Origin of the sequence: Enterobacter sp. RHBSTW-00994, from assembly GCF_013782625.1 — a bacterium.
GTDB lineage: Bacteria > Pseudomonadota > Gammaproteobacteria > Enterobacterales > Enterobacteriaceae > Enterobacter.
This window is the reverse complement of the sequence record NZ_CP056199.1, coordinates 2,144,628-2,166,117: the sequence shown is the minus strand read 5'-3', so window position 1 is coordinate 2,166,117 and position 21,490 is coordinate 2,144,628. Positions and strand designations below refer to the sequence as shown.

Annotated in this window: 18 protein-coding genes and 1 riboswitch; of the genes, 5 read left to right on the top strand and 13 right to left on the bottom strand. The window is 54.1% G+C overall.

Annotation, left to right across the window (positions count from 1 at the left end; genetic code table 11):
* Positions 1-227: 227 nt before the first annotated feature.
* From HV346_RS10410 to HV346_RS10395, 4 genes are all read right to left on the bottom strand, one after another.
* Entirely contained in the window at positions 228-1,607 is a 1,380-nt protein-coding gene (locus HV346_RS10410; protein ID WP_181623406.1) for an MFS transporter, read from the bottom strand.
* 73 nt (positions 1,608-1,680) lie between these two features.
* Positions 1,681-2,700, bottom strand: a complete 1,020-nt coding sequence (locus HV346_RS10405; RefSeq protein WP_181623405.1) for a Zn-dependent oxidoreductase — start codon at positions 2,698-2,700, stop codon at positions 1,681-1,683.
* Positions 2,701-2,713: 13 nt separating this feature from the next.
* Entirely contained in the window at positions 2,714-3,928 is a 1,215-nt protein-coding gene (gene rspA, locus HV346_RS10400) for a starvation-sensing protein RspA (protein WP_181623404.1), read from the bottom strand.
* A gap of 111 nt (positions 3,929-4,039) precedes the next feature.
* Positions 4,040-4,366 carry a YnfA family protein gene (locus HV346_RS10395; RefSeq protein ID WP_181623403.1) on the bottom strand — a complete coding sequence of 109 codons (327 nt, stop codon included), beginning with the start codon at positions 4,364-4,366 and terminating at the stop codon, positions 4,040-4,042.
* Between the two features lie 152 nt (positions 4,367-4,518).
* Between HV346_RS10395 and HV346_RS10390 the strand changes: the two genes are divergently transcribed.
* Together HV346_RS10390 and speG are read left to right on the top strand one after the other, a co-directional pair.
* Positions 4,519-4,857, top strand: coding sequence for a DUF1283 family protein (locus HV346_RS10390; RefSeq protein WP_181623402.1), 339 nt, complete (start codon positions 4,519-4,521; stop codon positions 4,855-4,857).
* Positions 4,858-4,872: 15 nt separating this feature from the next.
* Positions 4,873-5,433 carry a spermidine N1-acetyltransferase gene (speG, locus tag HV346_RS10385; RefSeq protein WP_181623401.1) on the top strand — a complete coding sequence of 187 codons (561 nt, stop codon included), beginning with the start codon at positions 4,873-4,875 and terminating at the stop codon, positions 5,431-5,433.
* A gap of 42 nt (positions 5,434-5,475) precedes the next feature.
* Here the strand turns inward: speG and HV346_RS10380 are convergent, their stop codons facing one another.
* A complete protein-coding gene (locus tag HV346_RS10380; RefSeq protein WP_181623400.1) occupies positions 5,476-6,186 on the bottom strand; it encodes a YnfC family lipoprotein in 711 nt (236 codons plus the stop codon).
* Positions 6,187-6,302: 116 nt separating this feature from the next.
* A complete protein-coding gene (locus HV346_RS10375) occupies positions 6,303-7,679 on the bottom strand; it encodes a hypothetical protein (protein ID WP_181623399.1) in 1,377 nt (458 codons plus the stop codon).
* Between the two features lie 321 nt (positions 7,680-8,000).
* Between HV346_RS10375 and HV346_RS10370 the strand changes: the two genes are divergently transcribed.
* The 3 genes from HV346_RS10370 (at position 8,001) to dmsD (ending at position 11,570) form a co-directional block, all read left to right on the top strand.
* A complete protein-coding gene (locus HV346_RS10370; RefSeq protein WP_181623398.1) occupies positions 8,001-8,291 on the top strand; it encodes a DUF1161 domain-containing protein in 291 nt (96 codons plus the stop codon).
* A 148-nt stretch (positions 8,292-8,439) separates the two neighbouring features.
* A complete protein-coding gene (gene ynfE / locus HV346_RS10365; protein ID WP_181623397.1) occupies positions 8,440-10,878 on the top strand; it encodes a selenate/tellurate reductase subunit YnfE in 2,439 nt (812 codons plus the stop codon).
* 77 nt (positions 10,879-10,955) lie between these two features.
* Positions 10,956-11,570 carry a Tat proofreading chaperone DmsD gene (gene dmsD, locus HV346_RS10360; protein WP_181623396.1) on the top strand — a complete coding sequence of 205 codons (615 nt, stop codon included), beginning with the start codon at positions 10,956-10,958 and terminating at the stop codon, positions 11,568-11,570.
* Between the two features lie 40 nt (positions 11,571-11,610).
* Here dmsD and atzF read toward each other — a convergent pair whose 3' ends face one another.
* From atzF to HV346_RS10325, 7 genes are all read right to left on the bottom strand, one after another.
* Entirely contained in the window at positions 11,611-13,401 is a 1,791-nt protein-coding gene (atzF, locus tag HV346_RS10355; protein ID WP_181623395.1) for an allophanate hydrolase, read from the bottom strand.
* Positions 13,398-17,000: an urea carboxylase gene (uca, locus tag HV346_RS10350; protein ID WP_181623394.1), complete on the bottom strand. Its 3,603-nt coding sequence runs from the start codon at positions 16,998-17,000 to the stop codon at positions 13,398-13,400. The genes atzF and uca overlap by 4 nt, the downstream gene beginning before the upstream one ends.
* 158 nt (positions 17,001-17,158) lie before the next feature.
* Positions 17,159-17,791 carry an urea amidolyase associated protein UAAP2 gene (locus tag HV346_RS10345; protein ID WP_181623746.1) on the bottom strand — a complete coding sequence of 211 codons (633 nt, stop codon included), beginning with the start codon at positions 17,789-17,791 and terminating at the stop codon, positions 17,159-17,161.
* 11 nt (positions 17,792-17,802) lie between these two features.
* Complete coding sequence (locus HV346_RS10340) at positions 17,803-18,522, bottom strand: urea amidolyase associated protein UAAP1 (RefSeq protein WP_181623393.1); 720 nt, start codon at positions 18,520-18,522, stop codon at positions 17,803-17,805.
* 4 nt (positions 18,523-18,526) lie between these two features.
* Positions 18,527-19,303 carry an ABC transporter ATP-binding protein gene (locus tag HV346_RS10335; protein ID WP_181623392.1) on the bottom strand — a complete coding sequence of 259 codons (777 nt, stop codon included), beginning with the start codon at positions 19,301-19,303 and terminating at the stop codon, positions 18,527-18,529.
* A complete protein-coding gene (locus tag HV346_RS10330) occupies positions 19,300-20,115 on the bottom strand; it encodes an ABC transporter permease subunit (RefSeq protein ID WP_181623391.1) in 816 nt (271 codons plus the stop codon). The genes HV346_RS10335 and HV346_RS10330 overlap by 4 nt, the downstream gene beginning before the upstream one ends.
* Positions 20,116-20,133: 18 nt before the next feature.
* Complete coding sequence (locus HV346_RS10325) at positions 20,134-21,192, bottom strand: putative urea ABC transporter substrate-binding protein (protein ID WP_181623390.1); 1,059 nt, start codon at positions 21,190-21,192, stop codon at positions 20,134-20,136.
* A 57-nt stretch (positions 21,193-21,249) separates the two neighbouring features.
* A riboswitch (guanidine-I (ykkC/yxkD leader) is annotated at positions 21,250-21,348 on the bottom strand.
* Positions 21,349-21,490 lie beyond the last annotated feature (142 nt).

The following is a 21,490-nucleotide window of genomic DNA, read 5'->3' as shown; positions in this document are numbered from 1 at the left end:
TGTGACTCGTTCAATAAAAGAAGCTGAGATTCGCTGCCGCTCTCTCTGGAGTCAGCAGCGCCTGCTTACTACACCAACTAGAATGGCAGTTGGGGTAAAAAAATAACTGCCATAATCCTCACTGATACTTTGGTTTCATATATTGATTTATATTAACTTTTAGTCATGTGGTGTGACATGCGCTAAAAGTTGTGTGACAGGTCACTCAAGATATGAACCAACAATCTTTAGCGACGTGACGAAAGCGCACCGTAGGCAACGGACTCTTTACGGGGCACTTCTGCCGCATCTTCCGCTATGCTCAAGTCGCGATCGCGGACTTCCGGCATCAAAATGGCGGATATCAGTCCAATCACGGAATAGGCAATCATCATCACAACGATTGGCCACCAGGAGCCTGTCATGTTGCAGAAGATCCCTGCCAGTACCGGACCAAAACCTACGGCGACCAGGCCACCGGCTTCTTTCGAAATTGCCATACGGGTAAAGCGATTACGCGAGCCAAACATCTCTGCCATCGTGATATTTTCCAGCGCAAACAACCCCAGAACCGCAAAATTATGGATAACGATAATGGACAGCATGATCACGCCAGGGCTGTAACTTTTATCGACAATGATCGACAACATTGGGTACGCCAGAATAATGGCGGATATGTTGAGAAGAATATACGGCAGACGGCGGCCTACCTTATCTGATAACCAGCCCAGGAGTGGGATCGAAATAAACCCAAGGATGGAGCTTATCATCAGAGCATCGGTCGGAATGCTTTTGTTAAACAGCAGTGTCTGTACCAGATAACCGGCCAGGAATGTCTGGATCAGACCAGAGTTCCCCGCCTGACCAAAACGCAGTCCCGTTGCCAGCCAGAAGGATTTGCTTTTGAACATCGCACCGACAGAGGTGTCCTGTACTGCTGCCGGAGCGGCAGTTTCAGCGTCGTTCACTTTCTCAAATACCGGGCTTTCTTTCAGGTTCATTCGCAGCCAGATTGCGAAGATCATGACCACTACGCTTGCCAGGAACGGTATACGCCAGCCCCAGGCAATCAGCTCTTCACGGTCGAGCGCAAAGAACATCACAGCCCAGATTGCTGTGGCGCTTAACGTACCGCAGTTTGTCCCCATCGCCACCAGCGATGAGATGATCCCGCGTTTACCTTTCGGCGCATACTCCGCCAGCATGGTTCCCGCGCCGGAGATTTCAGCCCCTGCGCCCAGCCCCTGAATAATACGCAGCGTGACCAGCAGCACTGGCGCAAAAATGCCAATCTGCGCATACGTTGGTAACACGCCAATCAGGGTGGTACAGATCCCCATCATGGTAATGGTGATGAACAGCACCTTTTTACGCCCAATACTGTCCCCCATTCTGCCGAAGATAAATGCCCCGACGATACGCGCGATGTAACCTGCGCCGTAAGTGCCCATTGCCAGAATAAGCGCCATCGCGGCGGATTGTTCCGGGAAAAAGATTTCGTGAAACACCAGGGCGGCGCCCAGTGAGTAAAGCTGGAAATCCATGAACTCCAGAGCGGTTCCCAGCCAGCCGGAAACGGCGGCTTTCACCAGATCTGAAGTCGTTCTTTGAGGTTGTGCTTGAGTCATAATGGCTATCTCTAAAAGGTAAGATGCGTACCACGCAGAGCCTGTCTTTGCAGGCCCTGTACCGCATTAATTGTTATTGGCCGAACGTGAGCAAGACCTTGCAGCACTGCCGCTGATCTTTTTCAAACAGTTCGATTGCGTCTGTAACGTGGTGATAGTCAAAGGTATGGGTAACCAGTTTTTCTGGGTCGATGAGTCCTTTTTCCAGCCAGTCAATCACGACCGGGAATTTGTTGGCATTCAGGCGTGATGAAAAAATCGACAGCTCTTTGCCCGTGATCCCCTGCTGAATAATCTGGCTCGGATCACTGGAGAAGCCCATCAATACAATGCGTGCTGCGGGAGATGCCAGCGTAATGGCTTCCTGTAAAATGGAAGGATGACAGGCCGCATCAATAATCAGCGTCGGTTTGATCCCTTTTTCATTCAACGCATCTTGTAGCGCATGTTCACCGTTATTGAACACCCAGTCCGCACCGCTACGCTGCGCCATCGCCAGTCGCTCATCAATCCGGTCAACCACGATGACCTGTTTCACGTTGTAGACACCTTTCAGCGCCTGCACCGTCACCAGCCCCATCGGCCCTGCACCGTAGATCAGTGCAATATCGTTTTCCGCAGGATTCGCGTGCCCGGTCACGTTAGCCGCAATGGTGAACGGTTCAACCATGACCGCATGTTCATCGGGGATGGCGTCAGGAATGACCCACGCATTGTTGGCCGGAACCACTGCGTATTCGCTGAAACCGCCATCGCGATGAACCCCCAGCACAACAAGCGAGGTACAAACGTTGGGTTTGCCCACGGAACAGGGATAGCAATGCCCACAGCTGATCACCGGGTCAACCGAAACACGTTGCCCCAGGCGAGCCGCATCGACCCCTTCCCCTACAGCATCAATCACGCCAAAGAATTCGTGGCCGATCACACGCGGATATTTGGCAAAGGGATTGTGTCCGCGGAAGATATGGCTGTCTGACCCGCAGATCCCGGCAAGTTTAATTTTGACGCGAACTTCGCCTGTGGCGGGAACCGGTACAGGACGCTCTTCAATCACCAGCTCGTTCGGTTTTTGAATGACTACGCTTTTCATCGTTTGCTCCTCTTTACCAATTCCACAAAGTGCCATCTTCAAGGCGCGCGACCGGCAGATAGGCGGGATCGTAGGGATATTTCGCGGCCAGTTTTTCGTCGAATTCGATACCCAGCCCAGGCTTATCGCCTGGATGCATATAGCCGTTATCGAAACTCCAGCTATGTGGGAAGACTTCCAGCATTTGTTCGGAGTAGCCCATATATTCCTGCACCCCGAAATTCGGAACCCATAGATCGAAGTGCAGCGCGGCAGCATGACAGATTGGCGACAGATCTGACGGGCCATGCGATCCTGTACGTACCTGATACAGTGAGGCGAAGTCCGCGATGCGACGCATTCCGGTGATCCCGCCCGCATGGGTAATGGTGGTACGGATATAGTCAATCAATTGCTCTTCAATCAGCTGTTTACAGTCCCAGATGCTGTTGAACACCTCGCCAACCGCAATCGGTGTAACGGTGTGCTGGCGGATCAGACGGAAACATTCCTGATTTTCAGCAGGCGTCGGATCTTCCATCCAGAACATACGGAACGCTTCAATGCTCTTACCGAAACGGGCGGCTTCTATTGGCGTCAGACGATGGTGCATGTCGTGCAGAAGATGTTCATTGAAGCCGAACTTGCTTCGCACTGCATCAAACAGCTTCGGCGTGAAATCGAGGTATTTCTCGGTGGACCACAACTGCTCTTCCGGCCAGTCACCTTTGGTTGCGGGTTCATACGCCAGCCCTTTCCCTTTAGACATGCCGTAGGTCGTTTTCATTCCCGGCACACCGCACTGAACACGAATCGCTTTGAAGCCCATCTCTTTGTGACGGGCGTAATCTTCAAGCACGTCATCGATGGTGTGTCCCGTGGTGTGGCAGTAGACCATTACACCTTCGCGTGATGCCCCACCAAGTAGCTGATAAAGCGGCATGCCGGCCGCTTTGGCTTTGATGTCCCACAGCGCCATATCCACGGCAGAGATAGCCGACATGGTGACCGGCCCGCGACGCCAGTACGCGCCTTTATAGAAAAACTGCCAGATGTCTTCGATGCGATGTGCATCGCGACCGATCAGCTGCGGACAAAGGTGATCTTTCAGGTAGGATGCGACAGAAAGCTCGCGCCCGTTCAGGGTGGCATCGCCAAGACCGACGATCCCCTCATCGGTGGTAATTTTAAGGGTGACAAAATTGCGCCCTGGGCAGGTAACAAATACTTCAGCCCCGACAATCTTCATAATCCAGTTCCTTACATCGCATGTTGTGATGCAGGAAATTTACGCAACTACACTACTACCATACAAGTATAATGATCATAAAATCAGCGAACGATCACAAAATAAGGGCGCTTACGCGCGCCCCCAGCCAGCCACGATAATCAGCATACCGCAAAGCGCAACGACGGCCCCGGTCCAGTCATAGAGACTCAATTTGACGCCATCCACCACCCGCAACCACAGCAAAGCCGTACAGACGTAAACACCGCCATACGCCGCGTAAACGCGTCCGCTGGCAGCAGGATGCAGGGTGAGCAGCCAGACAAATAATGCGAGAGCGACCCCGGCCGGGATAAGTAACAGTATTGAGGCCCCTTTTTTCAGCCAGAGCCAGGGCAAGAAGCAGCCAATGATTTCGCATAATGCGGTCGCAAAGAAAAGCAGCGTTGTTTTAATCATGGTTATCTTTATATGAGGATTGGTTTAGACATCATACGCGATAATCTCGTTTACTTTTCCATACCTGCCCACGGGTATGCCCCTTTTTCGGATTAGTGTAGAATTCAGCCTGGGTAAATCGTTTATCTGCACCCACTACAAGGAACACGCCAATGAGTACATTACGCAAACGCCTTTGTCTGACGGCAATGCTCGCACTGACAACGTTCGCCTTTACCGCACCGGTTTCTGCTGAAACCAACAAACTGATCATTGAGTCAGGCGACAGTGCGCAAAGCCGCCAGAACGCTGCCATGGATAAAGAACAATGGAATGACACCCGCAATCTTCGCCAGAAGGTAAATAAGCGGGCTGAGAAAGAGTGGGATAAAGCTGATGTCGCCTTTGATGCACGCGATAAGTGCCAGCAAAGCGCGAATGTGAACGCCTACTGGGAACAGAACACGCTGCGCTGCCTGGATCGTCGAACCGGACGCGTGGTTGCACCTTAATATTACAGAATGAGTATGGCCGATATGTTAGCCGTTAGACTTCGACCACTGGAGCGCGAAGATTTGCGCTTCGTTCATCAACTCGACAATAACGCCAGCGTGATGCGCTACTGGTTTGAAGAGCCTTACGAGGCGTTTGTCGAGCTGTCCGATCTGTATGATAAGCATATCCACGATCAGAGCGAGCGTCGTTTCGTTGTGGAGTGTGAGGGCGAAAAAGCCGGGCTGGTTGAGCTGGTTGAAATCAATCACGTTCACCGCCGGGCAGAGTTCCAGATCATCATTTCTCCGGAATATCAGGGAAAAGGCCTCGCATCACGTGCGGCAAAGCTGGCAATGGATTACGGGTTTAACGTACTTAACCTGTATAAGCTCTACCTCATTGTCGATAAAGAGAACGAAAAAGCGATTCATATCTACCGTAAGCTAGGGTTTATGGTGGAAGGTGAACTGATTCATGAGTTCTTTATCAATGGCGAGTATCGCAATACCATTCGCATGTGTATTTTCCAGCATCAGCATCTTGCCGGGCACAAAGCGACAAGTACCAGCCTGCTAAAAACCACCGCGCAGTAACAGGCAATGCGCGGTTTTCCCTGCCGCGCATTTCCAGAAACATCAATAGTAATCAATGCTGTTTTTGATGGTGTACTTGCGCTCAATCGCAGGCTTGACGCTGTCATCGATGATCAGCAAATTGCACGTCACCGGATTATCATGACGGTCGTAGTCACAGCTCTGCTTCACGTGGCCTAACGGCTTGTCATTCAACATACTCACCGCACTGTAATCCAGTTTTTTTCGCGCATCTTTCGACGGAGTAGACTGGACAGAGAGGCGTTGATCCCCTGATTGCGTGCTTTTACCCAGTGGATACCCTTCTGCATCGTAACGGTATTTCACTTCCATCGCTTTACCGTGCGCCGCCACGACAAAACCATTATCGTCGGTATCCCACGTCACCCCTGCAGATGGCAACTCAGCAAGCTGGCACTTACCTTGCAGCTTCACCTTGCGCTGTTGAGTTTCGGCATCAAGGTAATAATTCGCATCCAGCACCAATGCCACACCGGTATTTGACTCCAGATCATGCAACTCCAGCGTGTCAAAACACCCTTCCGTCGACATCGTCCCCGTTACCCGTTTGGAGACTTCTCCTTTGTCGTTGAGCAGTGTCTGTGTAAAGTCTTTCACCGGCCCGCGCAGTGGATCAAAATCGAACTCATTCGAGAAACTGGCCATTTCCGGCGTAAAAGATAATGGCGCGGAATTGTTGTCACATCCCGCCAGTACCGTGCCCAGTAACACTATGACTGCATATTTCTTCACGTTATTTACCGATACAGGGAGATAATTCCCAATCATATTAGCAAATACAGATGGTTACGCGAAACCGAAATGTCAGCATCACCCTGCGTCGATACGGCAGAGATCTGAGATGGGTATCATTGATGATTTTTCTTAGTGATTATCCTGGCGACAGTAAAAGCAACAGCCCCACTGCACACCCCCAGTAACACGCGTTGGGCTGGCGCAACGTCAGCGCTAAACGAAAAGAGCAGGCCAAAGCAGATGCCACTCGCCATCGAACCACTGAATAACCAATCCGGAAGTACTGGTCGATTCTTCAACAATGCCAACTGGTCATGCAGCTCTCTGATATTTTTTGCATACAACTCACTCACCCTCTTTTCCTGAGCGAGATCGTCCGTCATGGATGTCATTTCAAGCCGAGCGGCGCTTAATTGCCGGGTCAGATCGCTGCTCTTCTGTTCTTCGAATTTCAACAGCGATCGCACATGGGTTATCTGCCGGTGTAGACCGTCTTTTTCCTCAATAATGCTGTCAATTTTACGACTGGCTGCTTTGTACCGTTGGTGCTCATCAACATATTTGCTCTGCACTTCCGTTTGCGTCTGCTCCGCACGTCGCTGGAGCTCTTCATAATCCGCATATTTCTGGTCATGCGCGTTTTTCCAGTGGTCAGCCTCGTCGGCAAACACCTGGCCGAAATCGAGTGCTGCCACCAGCTTCGCGTTTAATTCATCAATTTCATGGTTAGCCGCGAGATGCGAATCCAGGGTTGCAAGGAGTTTATCGTTGTATTCTTCATTCTGCTTTCTGGCCACCGCGAGCGCTTCCTGTGCGTTAGCCAGTTCCAGCTCTAACTGATGCACGTTCGTCTCATTAGCCTCATCGCCAGCAGCAACTTCTGCCATCACCTTTTTCAGACGTGCCACCTGTGCGGTTTTATCTTCAAGGGTCGCTTCCAGTGTCTTCAGACGGGTTTTATGCTGTTCACATTCGTCACTGAGCTGAGTCGATAATTCCTGAAAATCTTCAAGCTGCTGCTGAAGCGCGGCCAATTCGCTGGCATTCGCCACGTTACTGCTGTGTTGTCGCAGTAACGCCAACTCCTGAAAATGCTGACTTTTTTGGTTTTCGATACTTTTCTGAAGTTCGGCAATGCGGTTTTTCAGCCGCGTATTCTCTTCAGCCGTTTGAGGACCATCGTTAAGCAAGGCGTGATATTTCGCCTTCATTTCCTGGAGAGTGGCTTCCAGTTTTGCCAGTTTTTCCTGGGTCGCTTTCGTGTCTTTATAGACGGTCTTCGGCTTACTGTTCATGCCGCCGCCAGCGTCCCGACGGAGGTCAACGCCCTTCAGCGCCTCCGTAATGTGCGCGCGTCGCGCCTCTTTTTCCATCTTCAGCACGCGGCCAATCGCCGACGACAGAAACGTTGCGGCTTCCTGCGGATTAGACGTTCCATAGGATTGACGAAGTAAGCTAATTAGCTTGTTATCGGTACTCATTTTCTTCACTTATGCGGAGATCCTGCAACCCACGGGAAAAGGTCCTGAACAGGAATTGTCAACAATATGGCAATACAACAGAAATGCGTGGAGTGCAGGTATTCTCGATTTGACTGACCAGAGACTAATCAATAGGTGAGGATTATAGGTTTTCCGAATGAGCACGCTTTGATTTCGCACACATCCGGCGGAAATTTAAGATAAAAGCAAATATTATTGCCCACCCGATCTTTTCTTCTTTTTAAGATAATTCAGAATGTTGCCACCAAAAACAAATACTTACAGGAAGTCTGCTAAAATTACCCTACACACAGAGAGAAGGAGCAACAAATGAAACGGTTACCCTGGATTACCGCCCTGCTGTTGATGAGTGCTTCCCCGGCCCTTCTGGCCGCCCCGGACTCTTGCGAACGCGTGAAAAGTGATATTCAGCAGAAAATTATCAATAATGGCGTCCCAGAGGCAGGCTTCACGCTCAACATAGTTCCGAACGACCAGGCCGATCAACCTGACGCGCAGGTTGTTGGGCATTGTGCGAGTGATACGTTTAAAATTTTATATACCCGCACAGGAAATGCTCAAACGTCGGGTTCTCAGGAAGCACCGAGTGAACCGCAGTGACAGGGATATTCTTTCCGAGACCGGCAATATCCATTAGCTTGATAAGGATTAATATCCTTTAACCCTAAATAAGTAACACTCACTTTATCATTAACCCGGTTGTCATAACGGGTAAAAATAAACCCTACTCAAAATGATGGAGTGAGTCATGTCCGAGGCAGACAACCACGGCGGGATAAGCCGTCGAACGCTGGTCAAATCTACCGCAATAGGCTCACTGGCGCTTGCCGCCGGTGGCCTTTCTCTCCCCTTTGGTCTAAAAACTGCCGCTGCAGCGGTGCAACATGCTACCCGCCCCGGTGAGGATAAAGTCGTCTGGGGAGCCTGTTCCGTAAACTGCGGGAGTCGCTGTGCGCTCCGGTTACACGTGCGTGATGACGAAGTGTACTGGGTTGAGACCGATAATACTGGCGACGATATCTATGGCGATCACCAGGTACGCGCCTGCCTGCGAGGACGTTCCATCCGCCGCCGTATTAATCATCCGGATCGTCTTAACTACCCCATGAAACGCGTTGGCAAACGTGGAGAAGGAAAATTCGAGCGCATCAGTTGGGATGAAGCGCTGAATACCCTGACTACCAGCCTGAGAGGCGTGGTGGAAACCTACGGTAACGAAGCCGTTTACATTAACTACTCCTCCGGCATTGTCGGTGGCAACATTACGCGCTCCTCTCCGTATGCCTCACTGGTCGCACGTCTGATGAACTGCTACGGCGGCTTTCTTAGCCACTATGGCACGTACAGCACTGCACAAATCGCCTGCGCCATGCCGTACACCTACGGCACAAATGCCGGGAACAGTACCTCCGATATTGAGAACAGCAAGCTGGTGGTGATGTTCGGAAATAACCCTGCGGAAACACGCATGAGCGGCGGCGGGATCACCTACTATCTTGAACAGGCACGCGAGCGCTCAAATGCGCGAATGATCGTGATCGATCCTCGTTATACCGACACCGCAGCCGGACGCGAGGATGAGTGGGTCCCTATACGTCCAGGCACTGATGCCGCGCTGGTGGCCGGGATTGCATGGGTTTTGATTGACGAAAATTTGGTCGACCAGTCTTTCCTGGATACCTACTGCGTAGGTTATGACGAGAAAACGCTGCCGGAAGGTGCGCCTGCCAACGGTCACTATAAAGCCTACATTCTGGGCCAGGGTGACGATGCTACCGCCAAAACCCCGGAGTGGGCTTCGCGTATTACGGGTATCCCTGCCGAGCGCATCATTAAACTTGCACGCGAAATTGGGACGGCAAAACCCGCCTATATCTGCCAGGGCTGGGGGCCACAACGTCAGGCCAACGGCGAACAAACCTCGCGCGCTATCGCCATGCTACCCATTCTGACAGGCAACGTAGGGATCAACGGCGGAAACAGTGGGGCACGAGAATCAACCTATACCATCACCATTGAGCGAATGCCGCTGCCGGATAACCCGGTGAAAACCCAGATCTCCTGTTTTAGCTGGACCGACGCCATTGCGCGCGGCCCGGAAATGACGGCATTGCGCGATGGCGTTCGCGGAAAAGATAAGCTTGATGTACCGATCAAGTTCATCTGGAACTATGCCGGTAACACCATCATTAACCAGCATTCGGACATCAACAAAACCCACGACATTTTGCAGGATGAGCGCAAATGCGAAATGATTGTGGTCATCGACAATTTCATGACCTCATCCGCGAAATACGCCGACCTTGTACTGCCCGACCTGATGACCGTGGAACAAGAAGACATCATCCCGAACGATTATGCTGGCAACATGGGGTATCTGATCTTCCTGCAGCCTGTCACCGCACCGAAGTTTGAGCGCAAACCGATTTACTGGATCATGAGCGAAGTGGCGAAACGGCTCGGCCCGGATATTCATCAGCAGTTCACCGAAGGGCGCACTCAGGCACAGTGGCTACAGTATCTGTACGCCAAAATGCTTGAAAAAGATCCCCAATTGCCCTCCTACGACGCACTGAAAGAGATGGGGATTTATAAGCGCAAAGATCCGGCGGGACACTTTGTGGCCTATAAAAAATTCCGCGACGATCCGCAGGCAAATCCACTCAAAACGCCGTCAGGCAAGATTGAGATTTACTCCAGCAAGCTTGCGAAAATCGCGGCATCCTGGGAGCTGGCAGAAGATGAATCCATTACACCACTGCCGGTTTACGCTTCCACGTTTGAAGGCTGGGATGCACCGGAACGCAGTACATTCCCACTACAGTTGTTTGGTTTCCATTTCAAGGCCCGCACCCATTCCAGCTACGGCAATATTGATGTGCTTCAGGCGGCCTGCCGTCAGGAAGTGTGGCTTAATCCGGTGGATGCCGGGCAGCGAGGAATCAAAAACGGCGACATGGTCCGCGTCTTTAACGATCGCGGTGAAGTGCGTATTTCGGCAAAAGTTACTCCTCGCATCATGCCTGGCGTAAGCGCAATGGGCCAGGGCGCATGGCACGACGCCAACATGAAGGGCGATCGCATTGACCATGGCGCCTGTATCAATACCCTGACCACACATCGTCCTTCTCCCCTGGCGAAGGGCAACCCGCAGCACACGAATCTGGTACAGATCGAGAAGGCTTAAGCCGGTTCGCGTTATACTGGTCAAATCAAGTGAACTCTCCGCGCGGGGCCACTTGCGCGGAAGCAAGGAATGTTGTTATGAATGAAGTATCGCAACGCGAGGCGTTCGCCTTTAGCGCCCGGGTTCTGGGTGCACTGTTCTATTTTGCGCCTGACAGTGCGCAGGCTGCTCCCCTGGTATCCGCCCTTACCCATACCGACTGGGTTCAGGACTGGCCGCTTCCAAAAGAGGTCATCACCCCGCTCGCCGAAACCCTGAACACTCCGGCCGATGAGACATTGCCTGAAGCCTGGCAGCGACTGTTTGTGGGACCGTGGGCATTGCCTGCCCCTCCCTGGGGTTCCGTCTGGCTGGATCGTGAGTCGGTTTTATTCGGCGAATCGACACTCGCATTACGCCAGTGGATGCGTGAAAACAGCATTGCGTTTGAAATGCAGCAAAATGAGCCGGAAGATCACTTCGGCACATTGCTGATGCTGGCGGCATGGCTTTCTGAGAACGACCGTAATACCGAACGAGACCAGCTTCTGGCCTGGCATCTGTTACCGTGGAGCACCCGTTTCCTTTCCGTCTTTGTCGACAAGGCCGGACACCCGTTCTACACGGTGCTCGGGAAACTCGCGCAATTGACGCTGGCAGACTGGCAATCCGCGCTGCTGATCCCGGTCGCAGAAAAGCCGCTTTACCGTTAATGGCATGCAGCCAGTGTCATCCACTGGCTGCCCTCTCATATCAGGCGAGCCATGCCCGCCATCCGCCGAAATCAGTAATGTCCTGCGCGCCTTGTAACCCGTACGCCTCACAGATAAAGCCCGTTAACCAGCGACCATCCTCCAGCTCCACTTTACCCAGCCCCAGCGGCGCAGGAATTCCACCCAGGAATGATCCCACTTCGCTGTGCGGCAGTTCCCACACTTCAACAGCGATGGCTGCGCCCAGCTCCGTGTCGCGAACCATGCCCGGCCGTTTACCGTCTGCCAGCGCATAAAGGCGATAATGCGGCGCACTTCGGGTTTCCTCCCGCAGCGTTGCGCCACGCTGGCGCAACTGAACATTCAGCGGCAGCCCATCAAGATGCGCACCACAAACCACAATCGGCATTCGGTCGTGGCTGGCAACCGATTCGGGGGCGACGCTGGACACGTCTCTGCCTCCGGGCAACGCAAACGTCTGATGTCGCTGCAAGGCATCAGCCAGGCTCAGCAAATATTGGTCTGTGAATGCCCGGCCAAACAGGGTCACACCGGAGGGTAATCCGCTCACCATTACCCCCGCAGGTACAGCAACTGCGGCGTAATCGAGCAGATTCATAAAATTGGTATAAAACCCCAGATCAGCGTTACGTTTCACCGGCTCATCCGCCAGTTCTGCGAGCGTGACCGGGCGAGGATACGTCGGTGTCAGCACGCATTCCAGATGGGTCAGGATGGCATCACACTGCGTTTTATAGCCCTGTAATCTGTACTGGGCGTCAAACGTTGCGACCGCATCGGTTTCTGGCGCTTTGCGGAGTACATCGCGAATTACCGGCAGAACAGCATCTGGCTGTTGCTCAATCAATTTTCCCGCCACATGATAGCGCTCAGCGACCCACGGGCCGTCATACAATAACGTTGCTGCGGCAAGGAATGGCGTAAAATCAATCACCACAGGTACGCCCCCCATCGCAACTAAACGTGCTTTTGCGGCGTTAAAGAGCGCTTCGCTTTCCTCACAGCCAAGAAATTCAGGCCTCTCTGGCACACCGAAACGAAAACCCGGTTCGGGTATACCAAATGCCTGCGGGCCATTCCACGCTGGGTTCGTTCGGCTGTACTCGTCGCGCGGGTCGTTCACCGCCGTTAGCGACAAAAGCTGGCTTGCTTCTGCTGCTGTGGTCGTGAAGAAGGTCACGCAGTCCAGCGTGCGGCAGGCCGGAATCACGCCGGCTGTCGAAATTAACCCTTTGGTTGCTTTCAGGCCAACCAGGTTGTTTAAGGAAGCCGGAACGCGTCCGCTCCCGGCAGTATCAGTACCGAGTGAGAAACTGGCCAGGCCTAACGCCACAGCCAGTGACGAACCTGCACTGGAACCGCCTGACGGATAATCCGCAAGTATGCTGTTACGACATGCCCCATACGGCGAGCGCGTGCCGTTGAGCCCGGTGGCGAACTGGTCGAGATTGGTTTTGCCGAGCGGTATTGCCCCCAGAGCAATCAGTTGAGCAACGATGGTCGCATCCTGCTCCGCTGTATATGCATATGCTGGACAGGCTGCTGTCGTGTTGATGCCCGCAAGATCAATATTATCTTTGATGGCAAACGGCACACCGTACAGCGGTAAAGACGCGGGTTGCACATCGTCGAGCGCAGCCAGATAAGGTTCCAGTTCATCCGCCGTCAGGATATGAATAAAAGCATTAAATTCCGGGTTCAGCGCCAGCGCCCGTTCGCGTAATGTGGCAATCACTTCACGCGGAGTGACACGGCCTTCACGGTATGCCAGCGCCAGCACGTCAAGACGTAAATCAAACGGATGCCTCATACTGTTTTCTCCATAACCACGACACACTGCCCTGCACGCACCGACGAGCCTGGCTGCACGCGCACCTGGCTTACCACGCCATCACGGGCAGCAAGCAACGGGATCTCCATCTTCATCGACTCCAGCACCACCAGTACATCGCCCTCCCGTACCTGGCTGCCAGGCACAACGTTCACCTGCCACAAATTGCCCGAAACGGGACTGTCGATCCCTGTCTGGCCTGCCTGCAACGGCGCGTCTTCCCCCTCATCTGTGAGCACATCGGTACTGTCAAAATGGGCCTGACCGCTGGCGATCCAGCGTTCACGCTCAGCGTCAAATGCGCTCTGTTGATGAGTGCGATACGCTTCGATGCTCTGCGCCTCATCAGCAAGGAACTGCTGGTAGTCGGCCAGTTTCAGGGTGGTGTGCTCGATGCGAAGCGGATAGCGACCCAGCGGGAAGTCGCGGCGAATGGTCAACAGTTCATCAGCAGAAACGGGATAAAAACGGATCTGATCGAAGAAACGTAGCAACCAGGGTTTGCCGTTAAAATCGGCCACCGCGCGGTAGCGATTCCACATTTGCAGCGTTCGTCCAACAAACTGGTATCCCCCCGGCCCCTCCATGCCGTAAACACAGAGATAGGCTCCGCCGATACCGACCGAGTTTTCCGCCGTCCAGGTGCGCGCCGGGTTGTACTTGGTGGTAACCAGACGGTGGCGCGGATCGAGCGGCGTTGCCACCGGCGCACCCAGATAAACGTCGCCCAGGCCCATCACCAGATAGCGGGCGTCAAAGACCGTTTTGTAAACCTCATCGACATTCGCCAGGTCGTTAATACGGCGGATAAACTCCAGATTGCTCGGACACCACGGCGCGTCGCGACGCACTGTCGTCATGTATTTATCAATCGCTTTCTGGCATGCAGGATCATCCCATGACAGCGGCAGCCAGATCACACGCGACGGCACATCCAGATCCTCACGCTCACAGACACCCTGCCACAGCACGGTGATCGCCTCCAGCAGTTGCGCGAGGCTCATCACATCCGGCTGATAGTGGATTTGTAGTGAACGGATCCCCGGTGTTAAATCAATAACCCCTTCAAGCGCGTGGCCTTCCAGGGCCTGCATCAGAGCATGCGCGCGAAAGCGCAACACCAGGTCCAGCTCCGGTTCACCTATTTCCAGCAGCAGGTGTGTGTCGCCAGAAAGTCGCGCGACCAGGCGTTTATCCGCCTGACCGCACGTCAACACAACAGGCGATGTCAGCTCAGTCGGTTGCCAGGAGATCTCATGTGGATGCAGGCTGGCGATTTGCGCCTCCTGCACCTGTGCAAGCCGCCGGGCCGTCATCATATCTACAGGAACAAAACGCACTTTATCGCCCGCTTTCAGTTGTCCGACCACATGCAAGTCAGCCTCAATGACGGTGACCGGGCAGACAAATCCTCCCAGACTCGGGCCATCCGGGCCGAGGATCACCGGCATATCGCCGGTAAAATCCACTGCACCGATGGCATACGGATTGTCATGAATATTCGACGGATGCAAACCCGCTTCGCCGCCACTGTCGCGTACCCACTCAGGTTTCGGCCCGATCAGGCGTACGCCTGTGCGACTTGAATTGAAATGCACTTCCCAGTCAGTGGCGAAGAAGGTCGCCATATACCCAGGCGTAAAGTATTCCGGCGCACCATGTGGGCCATAAATCACCCTTAACGTGCGGACTGGCGCGAGCACAGTGTGCAGAGAAGCAGGTAACTCAGCGTCAGGGGCTGGCGACGTTAACGGCAACACATGCAGCACATCACCAGTGCGCAATGCTCGCCCGGCGTGTCCGCCAAACTGACCCAGTGTAAAGGTACTTTTGCTGCCCAGATAATCCGGTACGCAGAATCCCCCGCGCAGGCACAGGTAGCTGCGAACACCCTCGCCGAGGATCTCCCCCATGCGTAACGTCATTCCGGCATGGACGCGAATCACACGATTATTGACCAGTGGCTCACCGTCCAGCATGAGTGCAATCTCTGCCCCGGTCACCACCAGTTGAGCATCGCAGTTAAATTTTAACGTCGGGCCGCTGAGGGTGATCTCCAGCGCAGCGGCCTGCTCGTCATTGCCCAGCAGACGGTTACCGAGGCGTAATGCCTGGTTGTCCATGGGGCCGGAGGGGGGAACGCCTACCGCCCAATACCCTACGCGCCCTGGATAATCCTGCACTGTCGTTTGTGTCCCGGCACTCAGCACGTCCAGCGTGGAAGCCTGATAGGCAAGTCCTTCCAGACACCGTGTCCAGGGTTCACCACGGGTAAATGGCGCGAAGGTTAAAATCTGTTGCAGGTAACGGCGGTTGGTTTCCACACCGTAGAGGCGCGTGTTACCGAGAGCCGCATCCAGGGCGTGAATAGCGGCTTCGCGGGTAGGCTGCCAGGCAATAATTTTCGCCAGCATGGGATCAAAAAATGGCGGGACGTCACAACCCGATTCAACCCAGGTGTCGATACGCAACGTTTGCCGATCGTCCTCCGGGAACGCCACATCGGTCAGCAGGCCAGGAGAGGGCTGAAACTGGCGTCCGGGATCTTCTGCGTACACCCGCGCCTGAATCGCATGCCCGACGGGGTTGAGGTTTTCACGCAGAGAGGCCAGCGGCGGCAACGTTCCGGCTGCGAGGGTAATCATCCAGCGTACCAGATCTACGCCCCACACCTGCTCGGTCACACCATGTTCAACCTGCAAACGGGTGTTGACTTCAAGGAAGTAAAAACGCGCGGCATCGCTGTCATAAACGAATTCAACCGTGCCGGCACTGCGATAGTTTACGGCTTTCCCCAGCGCGATCGCCGCTTCACATAATGCGCGTTCCATACCCTCAGGCAGGTTTGGTGCGGGTGTCTCTTCCAGCACTTTCTGGTTGCGACGCTGTACCGAGCAGTCACGCACGCCGAGGGCAATCACCTCTCCGTTACCGTCACCAAATAGCTGGACTTCCAGGTGGCGCGCACGCTCAATGTATTTTTCGATAAACACGCCCGCATCGCTGAAATTGTTTTTACCCAGCCGGACCACCGCGTCAAATGCGTCATTGAGTTCAGCGGCGTTGTAGCAGACACGCATACCGATGCCGCCCCCGCCCGCCGTGCTTTTCAGCATAACCGGGTAGCCAACCTCATCGGCAGCGCACAGGGCCTCATCCACGTCCGCCAGTAACTCCGTCCCTTCCAGCAGGGGGACGCCGTGGGTTTTTGCCAGCGCACGGGCGGTATGTTTCAGGCCGAAGACACGGAGTTGTTCCGCCGTTGGGCCAACAAACGCAATCCCGGCAGCTTCACAGGCTTCGGCAAATGCGGCATTTTCAGAGAGGAATCCATAACCCGGATGGATAGCCTGCGCACCGCTGGCTTTAGCGGCGGCGATAATTTTTTCAGTCACCAGATAGGTATTGGCCGCAGGACCATCACCGAGACTAATGGCGTCGTCTGCTTCGCGAATATGCAGACTGCTGATATCCGCCTCAGAATAGACGGCCACGCCGCCTATGTTCATGGCGCGCAGTGTACGCAGAATGCGACAGGCAATGGCCCCACGGTTTGCAATCAGGAGTTTCGTCAACATAGGTCAGACTCAATCGTGGCGGGTCGTCCCGCCGATAGTCGGCTCACCGCATGGTCGTCCATGGGGAAAACGCGTTTACAGCAGAATGCGCCCGGCGCGAACATCAAAGAGTCGGTAGATTATCTGGCGCAGACGCTGCCAGCGAGTTGGCGTTGGAGTCAGTTCCATACCAGCACCTCGGCAGGCGTCGGTTCCCAGCCATTGCAGGGGTTATTCAGCTGTGGGCAGTTAGAGATCAGCACAATGACGTTGCACTCTGCGCGAAGCTCAACATATTTCCCCGGCGCGGAGATCCCATCCTCAAACGTCAGCCCGCCTTGTGGTGTCACAGGGACGTTCATAAAGAAATTGATGTTCGCCCCAATATCGCGCTTTTGCAGGCGACCATCGTGCAGACAGGCGCAGAGGAAGTTATCGCGACAGCTGTGCATATGACGTTTGTCGAGGGCATAACGCACGGTATTGCTTTCCTGCGCGCATGCCCCGCCAAGCGTATCGTGGCGTCCGCAAGTATCGGCGACGATAGTCAACAACGGATTGCCCAGATTGGAATACAGCACGCTACCATGGGTGAGGTACGCGTTATTTTGACGGCGCAGCGTTCGCTGGGGATCATAGCGTTCGCGCGGGTTATCGGCATGATAGAAAAGGGTATCAACCGCCTGGTTGCCCTCCAGATCGAGCAGGCGCAGGGTCTGCCCTTTTTTCACGTCAAACATGTAAGGCTCGCCCGCCGGGATCACATGGCGAAAGCTGGCATGGTGCGCGTGTTTTTCGCTGGCAACGGTCATCATCAGTCTCCTCAGAGGGCGAAAAGTTGCGTATTGGTGATAGCGCGTTCGTTTTCCGGACGCGTCAGAAGTGCGCGAATGGCCGATTCTTCGTCTTGCACCTGCCACCAGCTCAGCTGTACCGGGCGCGGCGCATATTCTGTCGACGGGTCCATGGGGTGTTGTAGCGCGGTCATCACCACCAGCACATCCATGGGTGCAAACAGGTCAACATGACAACCAGGCTGGGAATGACCCGGGTGGAAGCTGAACTGTCCGTCGTCATCCACCGTCACTTTGCTGAAGAAGTTAACGACCATCAGCAGATCTTCGAGATTGAGATCCCACTTGCCCATCTCCACCAGCAGGTTGTCCGTCCCGTTGCGGAAAAAACCATTGCGCCGTTCCTGATAACGCCCCTGTCCGTATTTTTCAGCCACTTCAGCCGCATTCAGAACGCCACCGAAGGGATCGTGCCAGCCGCTGGTATCGGCGGTGATACCAGTCAGAACCCGGCCCATATCAGAATAGAAGCAGTGCCCGGCAGTCAGGCGTGCCGTATGCTGCCCTTTCAGCGTATCGGGCAGGTTGAGACGCTCACTTTTTTCGTGGGCGTTGAGCATGATCAGGCTGACATTTGCCCCGCCTTCAATGTCGGTCATCCGCAGGATTTGCCCGCGTTTAAGCACGCACGAGAAATGGCCGCCACCGGGCAGTCTCTCTTCACGAAGAAGGGTTGAGGTGATATTCACAGGATTAACTCCTTAATGCATAGACGTTATCGGGAGCCGTACCGCTCAGCGCAGAGAGTCGCGTCTCATTGAGCGGAATGTCGTAAGTGATGCGCGCGCCATAGGCGTTCGGAGCATGTGGATCAAGCCGCACTTTGTCGAACACCAGAAGACGCGTACCGAGGTTGAAACCCTCCGACAGATCGTGGGTTACCATAAAGACGGTCATGCGGGTTTCGCCCCACAGTTGCAGCAGCAGGGCATGCATGTCTTTACGAATGCCAGGGTCGAGCGCGCCAAAGGGTTCATCAAGCAATAAAACGCGCGGCTGCATAATGAAGGCCTGAGCAATCGCTAAACGCTGTTGCATACCGCCAGAGAGTTGGGCCGGGTATTTATCAAGCGCCTGACCAAGCCCAACCTTTTCCAGCATCTCCGTTGCACGTTCACGCGCGGCCCGTTTTTTCGCCCCAAATAGCCGTCCACATAACGGTGATTGCGGCAATTCAAGCCCCATGGTGACGTTATCCAGCACGCTGAGATGCGGGAAAACCGAGTAGCGCTGAAACACCACGCCACGGCTGCTGTCCGGCTCAGCAATGAGCGGTTTGCCATCAAGCGTAATCGTGCCACGGCTGGGCGCTTCCTGACCGAGCAACAGGCGCAGGAAGGTGGATTTTCCACAACCGGACGCGCCAACCATTGAACAGAACTCGCCTTCTTTAACCTGCAAGTTCAGGTGTTCGAGCACCACATGGTCGCCGTACTCCTGCCAGATATTGTTGATGGTGATAAAGCTCATGCCTTACCTCCTTCCGCCCAGGGGAAACAGGTTTTGTGTAACTGACGCAGTGCCAAATCCATCAGCCACGCCAGCAGCGTGATCCACAGGACATAGGGAATAATGACATCCATCGCCATATAACGACGCACGAGGAAAATGCGATAACCCAGACCTGCAGTGGATGAGATAGCCTCTGCCGAGATCAGGAATAACCACGCCGAACCCAGTAACAGGCGCAGGGATGTCAGTAGCCGTGACAGTAACTGCGGTAACACGACCCGTAGCACCAGCGTCCAGCTATTTGCTCCCAGCGTCTGCGCTTTGATCAGGATCTCCGGCGGGATTTCACAGGCGCGGTGTTCAAGATCCCGGGCCAGCATCGGTGTGATGCCAATAACGATGAGCATCACTTTCGACAGTTCATCCAGCCCAAAGACGATAAACAGCACCGGTAAAATCGCCAGCGGCGGGATCATCGACAGCACCGTCATCAGTGGCGAAAGTGAAGCTCGCCACAGCGGAAATACCCCAGCGGCAACCCCTATGCACAGGCCGATCAACGAGGCGATGGCCAGCCCGGTCAGCAACCGGGCGAGGCTCACCAGGGTATCAACCCAGAACAGATACTCGCCGCTACGTTTATCCGGGGAAAACGCCATCCGTGATATTGCATCCAGCATCTGTTGCAGGCCTGGGAGCAATTTGTCCTGCGGGTTAGCTTCCAGTCGCACTGCCGAGCCGAGAAAATAGGCGGCCAACAGCAAAACAAACGGCAACATCACAAGCATCAAACGCATGCCGGAAGTGGGATGACGGTTAATCTGTCGCATGGCAAACTCCGTCACTCATCACAGCTTGCCGGCAGCGGCCAGTTTCACGAAACTGTCATCAAAGCGCAGCTTCACGTTATTGGCATCGCCCTGCGTGACATTGCCGGGGAAGGTCATACCAATGAAATCTGCACTCTGCGCACCGTCACCGAGCAACCCTTTCTCAAAGGAGAATGACGCAACACGCTGCATGGTTTTTGCCAGCTCGGCCGAGCCAACAAACGCCAGGTTATCCGCCGGGGTGTAAAAAAGGTGGGTCGTTTTCAACTGGGCCTGATATCCGGCGAGATCGGTTCCGGATGCAGCCGCCATCGAATTCAGTGCGTTCGCATCCTGGGCTTTCATCAGCCCCATCATCTCGTACCATGCGCCTGTCAGTGCTTTGCCCAGCGCCGGGTTATCTTTCAGGGTGTCCGTGTTGACCACCATCATGTCGATAAGCTCACCCGGAACCTGCGATGAACTGAAGACTTCAGTGGTTTTTGGTGTGCCTTTGATGACGGAGAGTTGCGGGTTCCAGGCAACCGCGGCCTGTACGCCCGGTGTGGCAAAAGCAGAGACAATATCCGCATCCGAGGTGTTGACGACAGTGACATCTTTCTCTGCCAGACCGGCTTTTTCAAGCCCACGTACCAGCAGATAATGAGAGACCGACAGTTCAGGCAGGTAAACCTTCATCCCTTTAAGGTCGTTGAGGGTTTTGCCCTCACCTTTCATGACTACGCCGTCATTGCCCTCCGAGTAACTTCCGAGGATAAGCGCCGTGGTGTCCACACCGCCAGCGGCCGGAATAGTCAGTGCATCCATGTTGGTCATGGTGCAGCCATCGAACTGGCCGGCGGTATACTGGTTGATCGATTCGATATAGTCGTTGAGCTGAACAACATTGATTTTGATGCCGTATTTATCGGCCCACTTATCAATGATTTTGCTACTGCTGATTGTGCCCCAGGGCATCCATCCGGCGTAGATCGTCCAGCAAACATTGAACTCTTTTTTCACTGCGGCAAAGGTTGGGAGACTGACCAGCATCGCCAGCGACAGCACAAGAGAGCGGAGTAATGGCGTTTTCTTCATTCTTGACCTCTGAGTGGCACAAAATTAGGGGGCAGCGCGACACCGTCTGGTGCTGCTGTCTCCCGGGTTTTTGTCCCGCCGTGTAACCTCTCAGAGGTCGCCAGCTCTTGGACCAGCCATTCACCGAAGTGAACCGGAACCCTAGCCAGCTATTGTTCATATTGTGTGGTGCACTGCCCTTCGCATTTGTTTTTGCAATGGCTGTGCCAGTTTTTAAATCGTTATTTATGAGTCAGTTAAGCACTCATGCGCCCACGTTATCCCTGTTTTGGTGAGCAGACACAACGCACTGCACCAT

Coding starts and splice junctions, on each gene's coding strand:
- HV346_RS10370 (WP_181623398.1), top strand. CDS start 8,001: ATGAAACGGTTACCCTGGATTACCGCCCTGCTGTTGATGAGTGCTTCC.
- HV346_RS10390 (WP_181623402.1), top strand. CDS start 4,519: ATGAGTACATTACGCAAACGCCTTTGTCTGACGGCAATGCTCGCACTG.
- HV346_RS10335 (WP_181623392.1), bottom strand. CDS start 19,303: ATGAGCTTTATCACCATCAACAATATCTGGCAGGAGTACGGCGACCAT.
- HV346_RS10345 (WP_181623746.1), bottom strand. CDS start 17,791: ATGACCGTTGCCAGCGAAAAACACGCGCACCATGCCAGCTTTCGCCAT.
- dmsD (WP_181623396.1), top strand. CDS start 10,956: ATGAATGAAGTATCGCAACGCGAGGCGTTCGCCTTTAGCGCCCGGGTT.
- HV346_RS10410 (WP_181623406.1), bottom strand. CDS start 1,607: ATGACTCAAGCACAACCTCAAAGAACGACTTCAGATCTGGTGAAAGCC.
- HV346_RS10325 (WP_181623390.1), bottom strand. CDS start 21,192: ATGAAGAAAACGCCATTACTCCGCTCTCTTGTGCTGTCGCTGGCGATG.
- atzF (WP_181623395.1), bottom strand. CDS start 13,401: ATGAGGCATCCGTTTGATTTACGTCTTGACGTGCTGGCGCTGGCATAC.
- ynfE (WP_181623397.1), top strand. CDS start 8,440: ATGTCCGAGGCAGACAACCACGGCGGGATAAGCCGTCGAACGCTGGTC.
- HV346_RS10405 (WP_181623405.1), bottom strand. CDS start 2,700: ATGAAAAGCGTAGTCATTCAAAAACCGAACGAGCTGGTGATTGAAGAG.
- uca (WP_181623394.1), bottom strand. CDS start 17,000: ATGTTGACGAAACTCCTGATTGCAAACCGTGGGGCCATTGCCTGTCGC.
- rspA (WP_181623404.1), bottom strand. CDS start 3,928: ATGAAGATTGTCGGGGCTGAAGTATTTGTTACCTGCCCAGGGCGCAAT.
- HV346_RS10395 (WP_181623403.1), bottom strand. CDS start 4,366: ATGATTAAAACAACGCTGCTTTTCTTTGCGACCGCATTATGCGAAATC.
- HV346_RS10330 (WP_181623391.1), bottom strand. CDS start 20,115: ATGCGACAGATTAACCGTCATCCCACTTCCGGCATGCGTTTGATGCTT.
- speG (WP_181623401.1), top strand. CDS start 4,873: ATGGCCGATATGTTAGCCGTTAGACTTCGACCACTGGAGCGCGAAGAT.